17 protein-coding genes are annotated in these 18,222 nt (G+C 69.3%); 11 read left to right on the top strand and 6 right to left on the bottom strand.

Translation table 11 applies throughout. The features are described from left to right. Window positions 1-102: 102 nt before the first annotated feature. A complete protein-coding gene (locus ACZ6MZ_RS31565; RefSeq protein WP_389786953.1) occupies window positions 103-954 on the top strand; it encodes a COG4315 family predicted lipoprotein in 852 nt (283 codons plus the stop codon). A gap of 44 nt (window positions 955-998) precedes the next feature. Then, the gene (locus ACZ6MZ_RS31560; protein WP_469355880.1) at window positions 999-1,625 is read left to right on the top strand and encodes a sortase domain-containing protein; all 627 of its coding nucleotides are present in this window, start codon (window positions 999-1,001) and stop codon (window positions 1,623-1,625) included. Window positions 1,626-1,634: 9 nt separating this feature from the next. Here ACZ6MZ_RS31560 and ACZ6MZ_RS31555 read toward each other — a convergent pair whose 3' ends face one another. The 5 genes from ACZ6MZ_RS31555 to ACZ6MZ_RS31535 all read right to left on the bottom strand — a co-directional run bounded on the left by ACZ6MZ_RS31555 (window position 1,635) and on the right by ACZ6MZ_RS31535 (window position 6,664). Next, a complete protein-coding gene (locus ACZ6MZ_RS31555) occupies window positions 1,635-2,363 on the bottom strand; it encodes a phosphatase PAP2 family protein (protein WP_384185108.1) in 729 nt (242 codons plus the stop codon). Window positions 2,364-2,642: 279 nt separating this feature from the next. Beyond that, entirely contained in the window at window positions 2,643-3,623 is a 981-nt protein-coding gene (locus ACZ6MZ_RS31550; protein WP_389786947.1) for a C40 family peptidase, read from the bottom strand. 106 nt (window positions 3,624-3,729) lie between these two features. Continuing rightward, entirely contained in the window at window positions 3,730-4,242 is a 513-nt protein-coding gene (locus tag ACZ6MZ_RS31545; RefSeq protein WP_469355877.1) for a hypothetical protein, read from the bottom strand. Window positions 4,243-4,340: 98 nt separating this feature from the next. Continuing rightward, entirely contained in the window at window positions 4,341-6,197 is a 1,857-nt protein-coding gene (locus ACZ6MZ_RS31540) for an alpha/beta hydrolase (protein ID WP_469355875.1), read from the bottom strand. Beyond that, window positions 6,194-6,664 carry a hypothetical protein gene (locus ACZ6MZ_RS31535; protein WP_469355873.1) on the bottom strand — a complete coding sequence of 157 codons (471 nt, stop codon included), beginning with the start codon at window positions 6,662-6,664 and terminating at the stop codon, window positions 6,194-6,196. Before ACZ6MZ_RS31535 ends, ACZ6MZ_RS31540 begins: the two co-directional genes overlap by 4 nt. Before the next feature lie 289 nt (window positions 6,665-6,953). On the opposite strand from ACZ6MZ_RS31535, the gene ACZ6MZ_RS31530 reads away from it, so the two are divergent. From ACZ6MZ_RS31530 to ACZ6MZ_RS31490, 9 genes are all read left to right on the top strand, one after another. Beyond that, window positions 6,954-7,391 carry a hypothetical protein gene (locus tag ACZ6MZ_RS31530; protein WP_469355872.1) on the top strand — a complete coding sequence of 146 codons (438 nt, stop codon included), beginning with the start codon at window positions 6,954-6,956 and terminating at the stop codon, window positions 7,389-7,391. Continuing rightward, window positions 7,388-9,280 (top strand): alpha/beta hydrolase, encoded by a 1,893-nt coding sequence (locus ACZ6MZ_RS31525; protein ID WP_469355871.1) that lies wholly within the window; start codon window positions 7,388-7,390, stop codon window positions 9,278-9,280. The genes ACZ6MZ_RS31530 and ACZ6MZ_RS31525 overlap by 4 nt, the downstream gene beginning before the upstream one ends. 5 nt (window positions 9,281-9,285) lie before the next feature. Then, window positions 9,286-9,861 carry a hypothetical protein gene (locus tag ACZ6MZ_RS31520; protein ID WP_469355870.1) on the top strand — a complete coding sequence of 192 codons (576 nt, stop codon included), beginning with the start codon at window positions 9,286-9,288 and terminating at the stop codon, window positions 9,859-9,861. 296 nt (window positions 9,862-10,157) lie between these two features. Next, window positions 10,158-10,466: a hypothetical protein gene (locus ACZ6MZ_RS31515; protein WP_384185342.1), complete on the top strand. Its 309-nt coding sequence runs from the start codon at window positions 10,158-10,160 to the stop codon at window positions 10,464-10,466. Between the two features lie 195 nt (window positions 10,467-10,661). Then, on the top strand, window positions 10,662-11,525 hold the full coding sequence (locus tag ACZ6MZ_RS31510; RefSeq protein WP_469355869.1) for a DUF8175 domain-containg protein: 864 nt from the start codon (window positions 10,662-10,664) through the stop codon (window positions 11,523-11,525). Continuing rightward, on the top strand, window positions 11,515-12,840 hold the full coding sequence (locus ACZ6MZ_RS31505) for a hypothetical protein (protein ID WP_469355868.1): 1,326 nt from the start codon (window positions 11,515-11,517) through the stop codon (window positions 12,838-12,840). The genes ACZ6MZ_RS31510 and ACZ6MZ_RS31505 overlap by 11 nt, the downstream gene beginning before the upstream one ends. Continuing rightward, on the top strand, window positions 12,837-14,390 hold the full coding sequence (locus ACZ6MZ_RS31500) for an SCO6880 family protein (protein WP_384185084.1): 1,554 nt from the start codon (window positions 12,837-12,839) through the stop codon (window positions 14,388-14,390). Before ACZ6MZ_RS31505 ends, ACZ6MZ_RS31500 begins: the two co-directional genes overlap by 4 nt. A 119-nt stretch (window positions 14,391-14,509) precedes the next feature. Further along, window positions 14,510-15,955, top strand: a complete 1,446-nt coding sequence (locus ACZ6MZ_RS31495) for an ATP-binding protein (protein ID WP_384185081.1) — start codon at window positions 14,510-14,512, stop codon at window positions 15,953-15,955. Window position 15,956: 1 nt separating this feature from the next. Continuing rightward, window positions 15,957-17,447 carry a type VI secretion protein gene (locus tag ACZ6MZ_RS31490; RefSeq protein ID WP_469355867.1) on the top strand — a complete coding sequence of 497 codons (1,491 nt, stop codon included), beginning with the start codon at window positions 15,957-15,959 and terminating at the stop codon, window positions 17,445-17,447. Between the two features lie 28 nt (window positions 17,448-17,475). On the opposite strand, the gene ACZ6MZ_RS31485 is transcribed toward ACZ6MZ_RS31490, so the two are convergent. Next, window positions 17,476-18,042 (bottom strand): GNAT family N-acetyltransferase, encoded by a 567-nt coding sequence (locus ACZ6MZ_RS31485; protein WP_469355865.1) that lies wholly within the window; start codon window positions 18,040-18,042, stop codon window positions 17,476-17,478. Window positions 18,043-18,222: the final 180 nt, after the last annotated feature.

Genomic DNA, 18,222 nt, shown 5'->3' with positions numbered 1-18,222 from the left:
CGCCCGTACGGCCCACAGAAGTGGCCGTACGGGCCGCCTGACGATGCTCTGTACATAGCGAAAACAGAACGGGGGGCAGAACCGACTCGCAAGGGCGGACACATGGACCGAACCGGACCCCGAATAGCCGCGCTCGCCACGGCCACCGTTCTCCTTCTCACCCTCGCCACCGGCCGCGCCACGGCGGTGGACAAGCCGACCGAGCCCGGTGAGCTGACGCTCATCACCACCGACGCGGGCAAGGTACTGGCCGACAAGAAGGGCAACCCGCTCTACCTGCGGGACGCCGACAAGCGGGATGTATCGGACTGCGCGGCCTCATGCGCCACCAGCTGGCCCGCCGCGATCGGCTATCCGACCAAGGCGCAGGGCGTCACCGGCGAGACCTCACAGACCGTGCTGAACGCGGTGAACAGTGACCATCCGCAGGTGATCTACAACGCGCACCCGCTGTACTACTACCGCAACGACCGGCCCAACCAGCCCAAGGGACACCGGATGCCGGGCTTCAGCCTGGTCGCCCCCGACGGCACGGCCATGCCGGACACGGGGTCGACGCCGACCGCGGCCTCGACGAAGACGGCGGCGCCGAGCCCGGCGAAGTCGGCGCCGGCATCCGCGAAGGCTTCGGCCAAGGCGACGGCCACCGCCACGGCGAAGGCGCCCGCCCAGACGGCGGACGCGAACAAGATCCCCGCGCCGCCGGCAGTGGCGACGAACAGTGCGGCGGCCACGGCCGGGACCGGCGCTGTCTCCCCGTCGGTCGGCGTTCTGCAGATCACCCCGTCCGGTGCGGCGAAGGGAGGCGCCGATCACCTGACCGCCGCCGACTCCTCAGGCCCGTCGGTCATGGCCGGACTCGCCCTCACCCTCGGGGCCACCGCCGCGGCCGCCGTCGGCACGATCCTCGTGGTGCGTCGCCACCAGCGCCGCGCCACGGGTGGCCGGCACTGACCGGGAAGGCGGGTCGCTCGCACGGGGCGGGCAGGTGGCTCACGGTGGATACGGCGGTCAGGAGCCTCTCCGCCTTCGCGGCGCTGTGCATTCTGATCGCCGTGGCGCTCAACCTGTTCCCGCAGCGGCCCGCGTCCTCGTCGGCCAACGCCGAACCCCGCGTCGTGCGTGTCACGGACGCGCCCACCGCTCCCGTACGGCTGCACGTCCCGGCGCTGGGACTGGCCGCGGACGTCCTGCCGCTCGCGCTCGACGCCCAAGGCGCCCTGGACGCGCCCGCCTTCCGGGACGCGATGAAGGTCGGCTGGTACGCCCTGGGCCCGCGCCCCGGCGAGCGCGGCCCGGCCGTGCTGGTCGGCCACCGGGACGCCCCCGCCGACTCCGGCAGCACCGTGGTGCGGACCGGCCGCGACACCATCCGCAACGCGGTCTTCGCCAAGCTGGGCCGGCTGCGCCTCGGCGATGTGGTCGAGACGGAGCTGGGGGACGGGCGCCGGGTGCCGTTCCGGGTGACGGCGGTCGATACGTACCCGACGAAGGACTTCCCCACGGCGCGGGTCTACGGTCCGGTGCCAGGCCCGGAGCTACGGCTGATCACCTGCGGCGGGGTGATCGACGCGAACGGCCACTGGGACTCGAATGTGGTGGTCAGCGCGGTAGCGGTGACCTGATCGAGAGCCTCAGGCGGCCAGGTTGTTGTCGTCGGGGCGCGGCTCGGGGATACCGAGCGGCCGCGTCCCGCCGACGGCGCCGGAGCCCGCCGTACCGTCCGTCTCACGCGCGGCCCGCGACCGTACGAGCCACCCCACCCGCGCCGAGCGGGAGATCGCCGACACCAGCGGCGTCAGCAGGGCGAGCGCGAGGGGCGTGAGCAGCAGGGCGACCGCCGTGCCGAGCGCGAAGCCGCCGATCACATCGGTCGGGTAGTGGACGCCCATGTAGACCCGGCAGAAGCCTTCGAGCAGCGCGAGCCCGAGGGCGACGAAACCGAACTTCCGGTTGGCGACGAAGACGCCGACGCCGATGGCCATCGCCATCGTGGCGTGGTCGCTGACGAACGAGAAGTCCGTCTTCCCCGCCACGAGGACCTCAAGGCCCTTGTGATCCATGAACGGCCTCGGCCGTTCGACGAACCCCCTGATCGGGATATTGATGAGCAGCGCCACCCCCGCGGCGAGCGGCGCCCAGACGAGCCCAGCGACGGCCGTGACCGAGTCCTCCGCCGACCCGCGCTTGCGCACGCTCCACCAGCACCAGAGGACGACGAGCACCATCGCGAGCATGATCCCGAACTCACCGACGAACTCCATGCCGCGGTCGAACCACGACGGAGCGTCCTTGGCCAGTCCGTTGATGTCATAGAGCAGGCTGACGTCGGGGTTCGACCCATCCAGTACGAGTCCAGCCATCTGCTGCGGCCCCTTGCCTTGTGTCCTGCCGCGCCACATCACCGTGGGCGCCGCCTCTACCAACCCCCGTGGTCAGTACGGCACATGCTGCGCGATCAATACGCAGCTGTCGTCCAGGGAACGGCCTACTCGCCGCGTACGTTCCACTCTCCACCGAACGATCACCATGACGTTATCGAAGAGTGACACATCGTCGCAGCTCAGGGCCTCGGCCCGACGGACAGTTCCGGCCACTCGACGGCTTTCGGCAGGTCCGTTTTCAGACGGCCGGCCGACTCCTCAGACGGTCGGCCGGCTCCCCGGGAGGTTCGTCGGCAGCGATTTGGCGCCGTCCTCGGTGACCCGGGTGGCTCCGAAGTAGTCGGGTGTATCGATCTTGTCGAACCGGATCACGGCCCCGGTGTACGGCGCGTTGATCATGTACCCGCCGCCCACGTACAACCCCACATGCCGGATCGCCCGCGAATTGGTCAGATCGTCCGAGAAGAAGACAAGGTCACCGGGGAGCAGCTCATCCCGCGAGGGATGCTCGCCGGCGTTGTACTGATCATTGGCGACCCGCGGCAGCTCGATCCCCACGGTCCGGTACGCGGCCTGCGTCAGCCCGGAACAGTCGAACCGCCCGTCCTGCTCCGGCGTCCCGTTCCCGCCCCACAGGTACTTCGTACCGAGCTGCTGCTGCGCGAAGTAGATCGCCCCGGCGGCCTGCCGCGACGGCTCGACCCGCCCGATGGGCCGGGCGAAGCTCTTCTCCAGGGTCCGGATGATCTTGACGTAATTCTGCGTCTCCCGGTACGGCGGCACGCCCGCGTACTTGATGACGGCGTACGCCCCCGCGTTGTACGAGGCCAGCATGTTGTTGGTGGCGTCCCCGGGCACGTCCTTGACGTATTCAGCCAATTCACAGTCGTACGAGGCGGCCGACGGAATCGCGTCAGCCGGATCCCAGATGTCCCGGTCCCCGTCCTTGTCCCCGTCGATCCCGTGCGCGGCCCATGTCCCGGGGATGAACTGCCCGATCCCCTTGGCGTCGGCGGGACTCTGGGCGGAGGGGTTCCAGCCGCTCTCCTGGTACAACTGCGCGGCGAGCAAGGCGGGGTTGATGGCGGGACAGAGATTGCCCCACTTCTGCACGAGCGGCTGATACGCCGCCGGCACGGCCCCCTTGGCCAGCCCCACCCGCCCGCCCCCACCGGCTCCCCCGATGAGCCCGGCGGCGGCGGAGTAGGTCCCGACGACAAGCAGAGCGACGAAGCTCATACACAGCCCACCGACAGCGGCCGCGACCAGCCATGCCTTACGCACCGTCAAACACCCCTCATGTCAGGGCCACCGTCTGCGCCAGTGTAGGCGCGGAGGGCCCTGATCAGGGGGCAGATGCCGAGGACGCCGAAAGAGGCGCCCCAGATGACCAGAAGTCGTCGTGCACGTCCGGGCGCTGGGGATAGTCGCCCTCGCGCTGCGGGGTGTTCGGCTCGGTCGCCGGGTCGGACACGGCGGATTCGGTGAAACACGGGGTGGTGATGGAGAAGAAGAACTGACCTCCCCCTCCAACGGCCACCCTTATACGGAAGTCGTCCGGCGTCGAAGCGTAGACGGCAGGCAGTTCGCGACTCGCTCGCACGCTGGTGATCCGATATCCCCGAGCGTTCCAGTCGCGCTCCACGACTCCGAGCAAACTTCCACGCCGCTCTTTGGAGACAACAGTCATGACGGAAATTCTGCGTTTCACTGAACCGGTCCCCAGGGAGTCATTCTTGGAGTCGGTGCAGATGCTGTCGTTCGAAGGCCCGTGATTCCATCGAAGCTCCGGCTTAATGGCCGACAGCGTCCGCTGCATGATCGCGTCGGCCTTCGCAGCGGCCTGCTGCATATCCATGTCAGATGTTTTCCCTTCTGGGGGAGCAGCATCGGATAGAGCGCCGCATCCAGTCGCCATCACAAGCAGGAGCGCAGTGAGGACGAGACGTGGATTGGTCATCGGTGCTCCTGAGTACTGATCTCACGACCTCGTCCGGCAACAATCAAGGCAATATTATCGGCAGATTCTTCGTCTTCCGCAGGATTGAAGTAGTTGGAGTGCGCCGCAAAGCCTCCGCCGTCTCCGATCGGACGTGGCCCGTCCCCCACTCGGAAACGCTGGGCACCGAACGCCTCGTGCGCCGGATCCGTCCCGTACCAGATCTCTCTGTCGTCTGCCTGCGCGTCTTGTGCGAAGTACGCGGCCGCGCCCGCCCCGACACTTCCGACCGCCGCGCCGACCGGACCACCCATCGCCATCCCCACCGCCGCCCCGCTGCCCGCGCCCATCGCCATGCCACGTGCCTCGATCTTGGCGGGCATCGCCGTCACCGGGTCGTTCTCCGCGGCGCCGACGAACACATGTTTCCTGCCCACGCCCAAATCGTCCGCAGAATCTGCTCCAGTACCGGGGCTGCCGAGCAGAACAATGTCGTCGGCGCCCGGAACACCGCCCGGCCGCTGTGCGGCTTGACCGACGGTGAGCGAGCCATAGGAATGCCCGATGGCGGTGACGTGCGGATCCTCGTTCTGATTCGTCGCCGAGATGCCGGACATGAATTCGTTGTATGCGGTGGCCCCGACCTGCGCCTGATCAGCGGACATCACATCCGCGTTTCCCGTGATGTCATCAGCGGAAAGCTGCGGAGCGTCGTATCCGAGCCACACGATCGCCGCGCTGGAGGGATCGTACTCCCGCGCACCGACGGCCGTGTCCCGCGCGCGCTTCAGATCGTTCTTTGCGAAATCCTCATCCAGCGCCGTCCCCAGCCCCGGCACATACGCCGAAACATTCCTCGCCGTATCCGGATTCCCGTACGCGACAATCGCCCGCCCATTCCCCTCGTCCCCAATACCCAGCAGATACATCGGCGGATTCCCCCCTGCCCGCAACTGCTCGTCGATCGATCTCAGCCCCGCCAGCCGCGTCTGTGACTTCTCGTCCCCTCGTCCCTCCAGCTTCCCCATCAGCAGCTGCAGGTTGTCCCTGTTGGCCGCGTCCCTCACCTCCGCCGGGATCCCGTCCATGTTCCCGATCCGGTCCGGGTAGACCGCCAGGTACTCCTCCCGTTCCTCCTGTGTCAGGCCGTCCCACCACGCCTTGCGCTCCGCGGGGGTCTTGGCCCCAGGGATGGCGTCCGCCAGGTAGTCCGACGCCAGGTCCCGCACCGCCGTCGCGTCCCCGCTCGCGTCCGTCCACATCGCGTCGGTGACCTTGAGGCCGTCCTGCGCCGTCAGCTTGCGCAGCGTCCCGGTGTACTGGAGGTCGACCGCCCTCGCCTCGCTGACCGCCCGCGCGATGCGGTCGGCGATGTCCTGGGCCTTCGCCGCGTTCGGGTTGGGGCTCGGGCCCGTGAACGCCGGCGGCGGGGCCAGCAGGGGTGGCACCGCGCTGCCGGCGGCCTTGCCGCCCGGCAGCTCCTCCCGCGTGAGCGCGTTCTCGCCCCCGGCGGGGAAGCTCACCGAACCGTCCTCGTGGACCGTGAACTTCAGGACCTCCGCGTCATCCAGCGCGTCCACCAGCTTGCGCTGCGTTCCCCGCAGCTCGAACGCGAAACTGTTCAGCGTCGTACGGACCAGCCCGCACTCGGTGTAGACGTACTGGAAATTACGGCTCAGCTCCCGCAGCCGCGTCACCGCGGCCTCCGCCGCCTCGCCCTCCTGCGAGGCCGCGAGACCCGCCAGCAGCTGCTTGTCGATCCGGTCCCGCGCGGCATCCGCCCGGTTGCTCGCCCTGCCCCAGCCGTCGGCCGCGTCCTCCAGCTCGGAGCACTTCACCTCACGTAACTGAGCCCACGTCAGCACCCCGCTCACCACCCACCACCGGCGCCGACGCCGGACCCGGCGCCAGGCCCGACCCCCGTCCTCGCGGAGGACCCTGCGGAGAGCTCCGCGGAGGACCCCGTGAGGGACGACCTGAAGGACGACCTGATCGCCGCCTCGACCTCGCCCTGGTCCTTCGCGACCGCCCGCAGCTTCCCCGCCAGGCTCCCGCACTCCCTCGCCGCGGTCTCGATGCGCCGCTCCCACGACGTACGCACCGTCCGCAGCACCGCCCCGGCCCGCAGGCCCGCCGTGCCGGACGCCAGCCCCTCGTGCGCGGCCCCGAAGTCGCCCTTCACCTGGCCCATGTCCGTACGCAGCGCCTCGGCCGCTCCCGCCGCCCGGGTCCACGGACCTCCGTTGTGCTTCAGGCGTCCGCCGTGCGGAGCTGGAACTCCGCCGCCGGCCATATCAATCAACTGCTGCCAGCTGTCCGAATACCCGGTCATCCCCGTCATGCCGCACGCCCCTGTTCCTCAACCCTCTCAACCGCACTGTCCCAAAGACGGATACGCGGCATTTCCACCCCCCAGCGGGGCGCGAGAGGGGGCGCATACGGCGAAGACGCCCGCAGGCAAAGGCATGCGGCCGGCGGACCGACCGCACGACGGGGGCGCCAAGTTCACCCGTACGAAAGAGGCCGGCGCAGGCACAACCACCAGCAGCAGTCGGCTTGTTCGACGATCAGAACGGCGGTCGGCTAGGTTCCCGGAAGCATTTTGTTGGCTCGCTACGGGGGACAGGCGCATGGCGCTCAACGAGAAATGGGCGGAGCTGTTCGGCCACGACAGCCCCGGCACCGGAATGAACCTGGCCTCGGCCGCAACGCCGGTCGACGGCGGCGGAAGAGGCGGAAACAGCGGAAGCGGCGGAAGCGGCGAACCGGACCTCAAGGTCGGCCAGGGCCCCTGGACCACCGCCTCCGCCATCGCCAACGGCCTGCACACCTCCTCCGCCACCGCCCTGACCGACATGAACACCGCCTCCGAAGGCGTCACCGGCGCCACGGAAGGCTTCACCAGCACCGCCGCGCTGAACGAGATACGCACCTCCTGGAAGGAACGCCTCACCGCCGTACGCGACGAATGCGCACGGCTCGAAGGCGCCCTCAAGATCGCGGGCAAGGAGTTCGGCGAGCAGGAAGCCAGGACCAAGCAGCGCTTCGAGGGCGAGAGCCCGAAGTGACCACCTGGCAGCAGCTGCGCGATGTGAGGCGTTCGGAGTACGAGGACGCGGCGGACGGCTGGGGCAAGGTCTCCGGCCGGGCCAACGCCGCCAAGCACCGCGTCGACAACGAGATGCTCGGCACGCTCCGCGAGACCCAGAAGGGCGAGACCGCCACCAAGGCCCTCGGCGACCTGTCCCAGTTAAGCCGTAACTACCAGTACATCCACACCGAGTGCGGACTGATCCGTACCGCGCTGAACGGACTGGCCGCCGAGCTGGCCGCGCCGCAGAGGAAGCTGAAGCAGGCACTGGAGGACGCCGAGAGCCTCAAGTTCACGGTGAAGCCCGACGGCTCGGTCGAGTACCCCGTCTCGCCCATCGCCCCGCTCGCACCCGGCAGCGGCACGGCCACCCCCGGCGCCCCCATCCCCCTCCTGCCCGGCAGGGCGGAGGGCGGCGCCGACGTCAACAAGGGCAAGGCCGAGGACATCGCGGAGCGGATCTCCGCCGCGGTCCGCGACGCCGCGGAGATCGACGGCCGGTACGCGAGCGCCCTGCGCCGCCTCAAAACGACCGGCGGGCTCACGGTCACGGACGCGATGCTCGCCGACGCCGCCCAGGACACCCGGGCGCTGCAGAAGGCGGCAGGGAAGTACGCTGACGACTCGAAGATCCCCCAGGGCAAGTCCCCGGCCGACAACGCCGCCTGGTGGAACGGCCTCACACAGGAGCAGCGCGACGAGTACGCCACGCTCTATCCGGCCTCGGTCGGCGCCCTCGACGGCATCCCCAGCACCGTCCGGGACGATGCCAACCGCATGGTCCTCGCCGAGACCCGCGCCCAGGCCCAACTGGATCTGGACAAGCTGGGCCCCGAGCCCCCCAGGATGATCCAGGACCCGAACGGAGGCCCTTACGGGGTCTCCATGAAGAACCCGGCCTGGGAGAAGTGGGACGAGAGCCGCAGCCGCCTCCAGGCCCAGATCAAGGGCATGGACGCGATCCAGGAGAGATTCGACCGAACGGGCCAGGTCAGCCGCGCCGGCGAGCGCCCGCTGCCCGAGGCGTTTCTGCTCGGCTTCGACACGAAGGGCATCGGCCACGCGATCGTCGCCAACGGCAACCCCGATACGGCCACCCACACCGCGGTGCATGTGCCGGGCACGACGTCGAACCTGGAAGGCATCGGCGGTGAGATCAAGCGGATGGAGGCACTGTGGCGCTCCAGCGACAACCTGGCCCAGGGACAGAGCGTCTCCACCATCACCTGGCTCGGCTACGACGCTCCGCAGAGTCTGGTCTTCGATTCGCCCAAGAGTGGCTATGCCAACGACGGCGGACCCAAACTGAACGACTTCCTCGGCGGGCTGCGCTCCTCGCACGAGGGCGACGCGGGGCATCTGACCGCCATGGGCCACAGCTACGGCAGTACGGTGGTCGGCGCCGCGGCCCGCCAGGGCACTCTTCCGGTCGACGACGTCTTCGTGGCGGGAAGCCCCGGCATGCAGGTCGGCAGCGCCAAGGAACTCGACGTTCCCGCCGGCCATGTCTTCGCCGCCGAGGCCGACAGCGATCCGTATCTCAAGGGCAGCCATATCCCGTACATCGGCGACGACACGTACGGCGGCGTCAACATCCCCTTCGTCACCAGCGACCCCGTCCCGGAAATCGGCGGCTGGAAGCACGCTCCGGTCAAGCTGGACATCGACCTGCTCCCGTCGTTCCTCGACGGGGACGGCACCAGCGTCGCGAAGCCCCTCACTCCCACCAACCCGGACTTCGGGGCGACGATCGTCTCGACGGACGGTTCGCGCGGGCACAGCGGCTACTGGGACGAGGGCACGGAGAGCCTCAACAATCAGGCCCGGGTCGTCACAGGCCGGTACGACGACGTAACGACAAGGTGAGCCAGATGAGTCCCACGGCAACAGGGGAGAAGAGCGCCGGCCGGTCAGCCGTACGGCTCATGGCTCTCGCGACCTCCACTCTCTTCCTCTCGACAGGATGCTCCACCATGAACAACGGCGGTCTGGACTACGAACCGCAGCGCATGTCCGTCTCCGACGCGAAGGATCTGGTACGCGAGCGGTCCAGCGCGCTCTTCGCTGTGTCGGGCCTGCCGGAGGCGAGCAACGGCGCCCCTGACGCGTCGCCCTGCGCGGGCGTGGACCACGGGTTCCTGGTGCGTCACTTCTGGTCCATGTACAGCCCGTCCAGCGACGATCTGAAGCAGGCCATGGACAGGCTTCACACGGAGCTGCCCGCGAAGGGCTGGAAGGTCGTGCGTTTCGAGCCGGCCAAGTCCCGGGCCAAGCAGCTCCAGCTCGACGTCGAGCACGAGAAGGACCACCACACGGCGACGATCGAGCTGCTGCTCCCCTCGACGTCCAAGAACCCCTCCAAGTGGGAGAAGGAGTACCGCGACAGCCTGTCCGTCTCGCTGACCTCGCCCTGTTATGTCGATCCGGAGTACAAGGTCGGCGACTGACCACCGAGGACAGCCCGACGAGTCGTCATATCGCCAGCCCCCGCACGGTCTTCCGCAGAGGTGTAACAACGACAGTCATTGCCCGGAGTCACGCTCCGTGATACACAGAGTAACCAAATGCGTACGCGCACACCCCGGTCCGCGCCTGGTCAGGGCGCCGGATCGGTCATATGTGCGGGGATCGGGTAAAGAGACCCGCCAAGCGGCGCACGAGGGCGGTTCCATCAGCGAAGATAGAGCGTGACCCGTGCCATGGGGGCATGGGCGTGAACGACCCAACAGGGGCGGTGAGTTACATGTACCTGGCGGCCGAAAAGGGCGACATCACCACCATCATCGGTGGCATCGCCCCGAACTGGGGGCCCTTCGGAACACTGGGGAGCGAGGCCCGGGTGATGATCGAGGTCGTGATGGCCGTGGCCATCCTTCTCTGCCTCGGCATCGCGATCTGGGGCGCGGCCAAACAGCGGATCGGGGCGACAGCGCTCAGGGACACGTTCAGCGCGGAGCAGGGCAAGGGTCTGATCGTCGCCGGGCTGACCGGTGTCTTCATCATCGGCTCGCTGGGCACGCTTTTCACCATCGTGTACGGGATGGCCGTCTAGCCCCGCCGCCCCGTCTGTCCGCACCGGGGCGTGCCCCGGACCACTCCAACACCACCTGTCCGTCGCACCCACCGGCTGAGGTTGCGTCTCCCTGATGTCGAGTCACCACACCGCGCCCGCGCGGGAACCAGCACGGCTACCGTCGTACTACGCGTACTCCGCGGAACTGCAAACGGCTGAGGGGGCCCACGCGGCATGAGCTTCGGTGACGAGCACGGCTACGGCGGCGACTCGGGCCGTACGGACGAGAGCTTCGGCGGTACGGGCCAGACCCGTACCCGCCTGCCCGACGGCAGAAGCGGCGACATGTACGGCGGCCCCCGCCGCCCGGCACGCGGCTCGCGCTCGCTCATCACCGTGGTGGGCGTGGTGGTCCTCCTCATCGCGGCTATCGCGTTCGCGAACCGCGGCGGCGGGGACGACGAGGCCTCGGGCGGCGGCGGCAAGGGCGCGTCGTCGGGCCCGGGAGCGGACCCGACGACGGCGACGGGCGTAAAGCCGGTAACGGGCAAGAACGGCGCGATTCCCTCGGGCTTCGCCCAAACCGAACAGGGAGCGGCAAGCGCAGCGGCAAACTACGCGGTGGTCCTCGTCTCCGCCGACATCCTGAAGGCCGACCGTCGGCGGGAGATCATGCGCCGACTGTTCGTCACGGAGACTGCCCAGGAACTGGGGACCAAGTTCGATGCGGCCTACAACAAAGAGTTCCTGGCCAAGATCGGGCTTGATGAAAACGGTAACGCGGCCGAAGGGCTGACGTACGTCTCGCGTACCGCCCCCGTCGGCACCAAGCTCACGCAGTACACAAACAGCTCCACCACCGTGGAAGTCTGGTGCACAGGCGTGTTCGGGACCGCCGGCGTCAGCTCGACGAATCCGGTGACCAACGACTGGTTCACCATGACTCTCGAGCTCCAGTGGGTGAACCAGGACTGGAAGGTCAAGAGCTTTGCCCAGAAGGATGGCCCGGCGCCGGTGAACGCCGACCGTACGGCCTCCAGTGCTGATGAGATCGCCAAGGCAGTCGAGGAGTACGGAGGGTTCACGTATGCCCGGTAGGCCACATCTCGCGCTCAAACTCGGCACCGTCCTCGCCACCGTACAAGCCGCGGCCGTGCTGCTGGCCACCCGTGCCGTGGCAGCTCCGACGCCCTCGCCGTCGGCAACGGGCGACTGCGGCCTCATCGTCGGCCCCGCCCGCGACTACTGCGACGGCGACGCCGGGTCCGCACGGTCCGGGCCTTCTTCCGACCCCGCCGACGCCCTCGATCCCCTCTCCTCCCTCGCCCGCGGCTGCGCCGACGCCGCCGCCTGGATCGTCGGCAAGCTCAGCGACGCCGTGAAGGACACCGCCAACGTCGACTTCACCAACGCCGCCTTCCTCCGCCAGTACGCCGTCGTCTTCGCCGCCTCCACCGTCCTCACCCTCGTCCTGTGGCTCCTCGCCGTCGCCAAGCGCGCCATCCGCGGCGTGCCCCTCGCCACCGCGCTGTCCGAGGCCATCGGCTTCCTCTGGCTGACCGTCCTCGCCTCCGCCTTCACGCCGCTCATCCTCTATACGATCGTCTCCGCCACCGACGGCGTCACCGAAGTCATCTCGACCTCCACCGGCGGACAGACCGACGTCTTCTTCGGCGGCTTCTCCGAAGCCCTGAAGAAGGGCGACAACATCGGCGGCGGCCCGATCATGCTGATCGTCGTCGCCCTCGTGTCGATCCTCGCCGCCGGCGTGCTCTGGCTGGAGCTGGTCATAAGGGCCGCGCTCCTCTACGTCGGCGCGCTGCTCGGCACCGCCGTCTACGCCGGGCTCGTCGACAAGAACATGTGGGGACACGTCCGCCGCTGGGCCGGCATCATGATCGCGGTCATCATGGTCAAACCCGTGATAGTGATCGTGCTCGGCCTCGCCGGCGCGCTCTCCGCCGACGAAGGCCCCGACGCCTTCTCCGCCGTGGTGTCCGGCCTCGCCATCATCCTGCTCGCGATCTTCGCCTCCGCGATGATCTACCGCTTCGTGCCCGGCTTCGGCGACGAGATCGCCTCCTCCCGCAGCAACCGCAAGCAGGCCACGGACGGCTCCCAGGCCGCCGCCGTCATCAGCTCCCCCGCCGCCCTCGTCTCCCAGGGCATCAAGACCCACAGCAGCCGCAACCACCAGCAAGGCGGCGGAGGCGGCGGCGCCAGGCCCGCCAACCCCATCGCCGGGGGCGTCGCCGCGCACAGCTCCCGCGGCTCCACCTCCGGCGGCGGAGCAGGCGGCGGACATATCCCCGCCGCCCCGCCCCCGCCCCGTAACAGCGGCCCGACCAGCGGCCCGCACAGCTCACGCGGCAACAGCACCGGCAACAACAGCACAGGAGGTGGCGGGCGTTGACGACCCACTCCCAACCGATGGCGCCCCGCCGTACGTATCTCGTCGGCCGCGCCCGGCCCAACGCGATCGTCGGCAAGAACCGCGAGACCGGCGAGATCGCGCTGATCATCGCCGGCGCGTTCATCGGCATGATGTGCGGCCTGCTGGTGCCCGTACTGTCCCTGCGGATCGTGACGCTGACCGGGTTCCCGCTCATCGCGCTGGCCGCGGTGTACGTGCCGTACAAGCACCGCACGTTCTACAAGTGGTACGAGATCAACCGCAGCTTCAAGCGCACCCTGCGCGGCGGCGCCGTCTACCGCTCCGGCGCCATGGAGTCCGGTACGCACTTCGACGGCCGCGAGGTCGAGATCGGCCCGCCCCCCGCCATCGGCCGCATCAACTGGCTGGCCGCGCCCTTCGGTCCGGACGAGATCGCCGTCCTGCTCCACGCCGACCGCCGCACCGTCACCGCCGCCATCGAGATCGAGGGCCCCGGCGTCGGCCTGCGCGACAGCGAGGACCAGGAAGCCCTCGTCGACCGCTTCGGCACGCTCCTCAAGCATGTCGCCAACGGCGACGGCTTCGTCACCCGGCTCCAGATGCTCGCCCGTACGCTGCCCGCCGACCCCGACGCGCACGCCAAGGACGTGGCGCAGCGCGGCGACGGCTCGTCCCCCGGCTGGCTCCAGGAGTCGTACGACCAGCTCCAGTCGATGGTCTCCACCTCCAGCGAGCAGCACCGCGCGTATCTCGTCGCCTGCATGCACTACACCCGTGAACTGGCCGCCGAGGGCCAGGCCATGGCCCGCGCCGCCCGCCAGGCCGCCGGTACGAAGAAGCTCGACCGGGACGCCGGCCTCGCCGTCGTCATGGCCCGCGAGCTCACCGACATCTGCGCCCGCCTCGCCGAGGCGGACATCCGCGTACGGCAGCCGCTCGGGCAGAGCCGGCTCGCCTCCCTCGTGCACTCGATGTACGACCCGGACCACCCCATCGACCACATCCAGGCCATGACGAAACGAAACGCCTGGCCGGCCGAGCTGGACGCGATGGAACCGACGTATCTGCAGGCCAAGACCCGGGAGTCGTCAACCCGGGCGCCCTGGTGCCACTCCACCGCCTGGGTCAAGGAATGGCCGATGACCCCCGTCGGCGTGAACTTTCTCGCGCCGCTACTCGTCCACACCCCCGACGTGATCCGCACGGTAGCGGTCACCATGGATCTCGAACCCACCGAGATCGCCATCGAGCGGATGCTGACGGAGAAGACGAACGACGACGCGGAGGCGAGCCGCGCCGCCAAGATGAACCGCACCGTCGACCCGCGCGACATCGCCGCGCACGGCCGGCTGGACCAGCGGGGTGAAGATCTCGCCAGTGGGGCAGCGGGGGTCAACCTCGTCGGGTACATCACAGTGTCGTCCAGGTCGCCCGAGGCGCTGGCCAGGGACAAGCGGACGATCAGGGCCTCGGCCGGCAAGTCGTATCTGAAGCTGGAGTGGTGCGACCGCGAGCACCACCGTGCCTTTGTGAACACCCTGCCGTTCGCGACCGGCATACGCCGATAGCCGAGGACAGCGCCGAGGGCGGACCGACAGCCGCCACGTGGAGCGAGGTGCGGCCAGATGCGGCCGTCGACAGTCCCGCCGCCAGCCATCGATAGCCGCCGAGCCGAAAGGGGCCAGTGATGCGAGATCCACTGTCCGTCCTCACGGATGCCTTCACCAGCTTCCTCTTCGGGAAGGTGGAGACGACCCGGCTGCCCGTCCGTACGTCGACGGGCCAGGCCCAGGCCGTCTATCTCCCCACCGCGGCCCCCGGCCTCGGTGACTCGGGTGTGATCATCGGCCGCGAGGTCTACAGCGGCAAGGGCTATATCTACGACCCCTTCCAGCTGTACGGGCAGCAGCTCCCGGCTCCGCACTGGCTGGTCCTCGGCGAGTCCGGCAACGGTAAGTCGGCGCTGGAGAAGACCTACGTCCTGCGCCAACTGCGCTTCCGTGACCGCCAGGTCGTCGTCCTCGACGCCCAGGGCGAGGACGGCCACGGCGAGTGGAACCTCATCGCCCAGGAGCTGGGTATAACCCCTATCCGGCTGGACCCGATGGCCGCGCTCGACGGCGGTATCCGCCTCAACCCCCTCGACCCGGCGATCACCACGACCGGGCAGCTCGCCCTGCTCCGTACGATCATCGAAGTCGCCATGGGACACGGCCTCGACGAGCGCTCCGGCTTCGCGCTGAAGGTCGCGCACGCCTATGTCAACGAGACGATCACCCAACGCCAGCCCGTGCTGATGGACATCGTCGAGCAGCTGCGCCATCCGAAGCCCGAATCGGCCCAGGCCATGAACGTCGACCTGGACGACGTACGGGCCTGGGGCCTGGACGTGGCGCTGGTCCTGGACCGGCTGGTCGACGGTGACCTGCGGGGCATGTTCGACGGACCGACAACCGTCGGGATCGACCTGGACGCCCCGCTGATCGTCTTCGACCTCTCGCACATCGACCGCAACTCGATCGCGATGCCGATCCTGATGGCGATCGTGGGCGTCTGGCTGGAGCACACCTGGATCCGCCCCGACCGCAGGAAGCGCATCTTCCTGGTCGAGGAGGCCTGGCACATCATCAACTCGCCCTTCGTCGCCCAGCTCTTCCAGCGGCTGCTGAAGTTCGGCCGGCGGCTCGGCCTGTCGTTCGTGGCGGTGGTCCACCACCTGTCGGACGTGGTCGACGGGGCGGCCGCGCGGGAAGCCGCGGCCATCCTCAAGATGGCCTCGACCCGGACGATCTACGCCCAGAAGGCGGACGAGGCGAGAGCGACCGGCCTGGTCCTCGGCCTGCCCCGATGGGCGGTGGAGATCATCCCGACGCTCACGCCGGGCATCGCGGTCTGGGACGTCAACGGCAATGTCCAGGTCGTCAAACACCTGGTGACGGAGGCGGAACGGCCCCTGGTCTTCACGGACCGGGCGATGACGGAGAACTCCGAGGCGTCGGACGCCGCCGACGCCCTGGAAGCCGGCCTGCTGCCCGAGGACCTGCGGGCCGCGGAGTGGGAGGCGGAGCAACGGGCCGTCCTCCTGGAGCGACAACGGCGGTTGAACGAGTCATCCGAGTCGACGGTGGCGTGACATGGCGCGTCACCACGAGGGTCAGGAGCAGCGGGGCGTCCCGGACGGGCTGCTGCTGGGCCTGCTGGCCTTCCTGCTCGGGCTGAGCCTGCTGGTCTGGACGGCCACGGGGTTGTCGGGACTGTTCGCGCACGGCGCCTGGCCGCAGGCCGTGACCTACGCCCGTACGCCGCTGGCCATACGGCAACTGGCGTCGACGCCGCACGACCTGGCGGCGGCCTGGCCCGACACCCCGCCGGGGCAGCTGTCCGGATACGGTCTGTTCTGGGGCCTGTTGATAAGCCAGCTGATGATACTGACCGTGCTCACGGTGTTCGCGCTGGGTGTGACGGCCCGCTATCGGGCGGTACGAGCCCGACGGCGGGAGCAGCTTCTTCAGGAGCGGTACGAACGGGATGCCGCGGCCGCGGCCCCGTCCGGCGTCGTGGCCACGGCCGCGCCTGTCCCCGCACCGGCTCTCCCACAGCAGTCACGGCAGTCGCAGCAGTCCGTGGTCGAGTCCGCACCCGTACCCGTGGCCGCCGTTGCCGGCCCCACGGTCCACGCGGTCCCCGCCGTCCGTAACGCGCCGCGCGTGCGGTACGGCGACCCCCTCAGCCGCCGCCCAGCCGCCGTTCAGGCCATCCTGGAGGCCGAAGGACCCGCCCTTGTCGTCACGTCCGACCCCACCGTCTGGGCCGAGACCAAGGACGCGCGGGCCAAGCTCGGCCCCGTCCTCGTGTACGACCCCGGGCACCTCTGCGACACCCCGGACCGCCTCCACTGGTCCCCCGCCGCCGGCTGCGAGGACGCCGGCACCGCCGCCGCCCGTGCGGCCGCGCTGCTCGCCCCCGTACGCCCGCACGCCCTCCTGGACGTCGCCATGGCCGACACCGCGGAAACGCTCCTGCGGTGCTGGCTGCACGCCGCTGCCGTGGACGCGCGGCCGTTCAAGCAGGTGCACCGCTGGACGCAGGGCGGGGGCGCCCAGGAGGCCGTACGGATCCTCCGTACCCACCCCAAGGCCGCCTCCGGCCTCGCCGGGCTGCTGGAGTCCGCGCTCACCGCACACCCCGAACGCCGCGAGGTCGCCCAGCAGTTGACGGCCCGTGCGCTGTCGGCTCTCTCCTCGGTCCATATCCGGGAAGCCTGCACACCGAACAGAACGGATTCCCTCACTCTGGATTCTTTTGGGAACGAGGGGGGCACGCTCTATGTGGTGGGCGAGCCTATCGAGGACCCTCGCTCCCGCCCGGGTGCGATGCCGCTGCTCACCGCACTCGCCTCAAGCGTGGTCGAGCACGGCCGCCGCATGGCCGCACGGTCATCTGACGGTCGGCTCGACCCACCAATGTCCCTTGTCCTCGACGACGTCGCCGCGGTGGCACCGCTCCCCCTTCTTCCGGAGCTGCTGGCCACCGGCCAGGACCAGGGACTGCCGGCCCTGGTCCTGCTCCGCTCGCGGGAACAGGGCCGGGACCGCTGGCCGGACCACGAACTGCCCGCCTCCTAGCCCCTTAAGACCTTTGGGCCGTGTCCGGTTAGGCCTCGTCCGGGCGCTCGACGGCCAGCTCCAGTTCCTTGAAGGCGGGGTCGAGTTCGAAGGGGACGACCTTCCCGGTCGGTACGAACCCGATCTTGCGGTACGCGGCCTGCGCCCGGCCGTTCCCCTCGTGGACATAGAGCCGTACCCGCTCGAGGCGGGGCTCCTCCACCGACCACGCCCAGTCGAGGGCCGCGGCGATCAGAGCGCCGATCAGTCCGCTGCCGCGCTGCTCGGGACGTACGTAGACACCGACCAGATGCCCCTGGGCCTGCTCGACCGAGGTCCCGAGAAAGTCATCACCGCCCGGCTTCTCGATCAGCAGGGCCACCGAGCCCGACCAGCTGCCGTCCGGCGCCTCGGCGATGAACTGACCGGCCCTGGTCCCGTGCCGCGGCGAGGAGCCGGCGGCGCGCTCCTGCCAGTACGCGTCGCTGTACTGCCGGGCTTGCTCGTACGTATCCAGGAAGGCCAGCGGCGCTGCCGGATCCTGGAGCGACTCCAGCCGGATCTGCTTGACCTTGGCCCATTCGTCGGGCCGTACGGCGCGTATCACGTGGTTCATGAACCGATCCTCCGCGCGCCGCGCCCCCAGCCGCAAGGCGATTTAACCCAGCTGCCTCGCCCCGAACGGGTCTGAGAAAACAGGCCGTGAACGCAGAAATGCCCCGCACCATACGGTGCGGGGCATTCCCACAAAGGTTGTTCGGCGGCGTCCTACTCTCCCACAGGGTCCCCCCTGCAG

Source organism: Streptomyces sp. NPDC042201, assembly GCF_055582185.1.
This window is presented reverse-complemented; position numbering and strand designations above follow the sequence as displayed.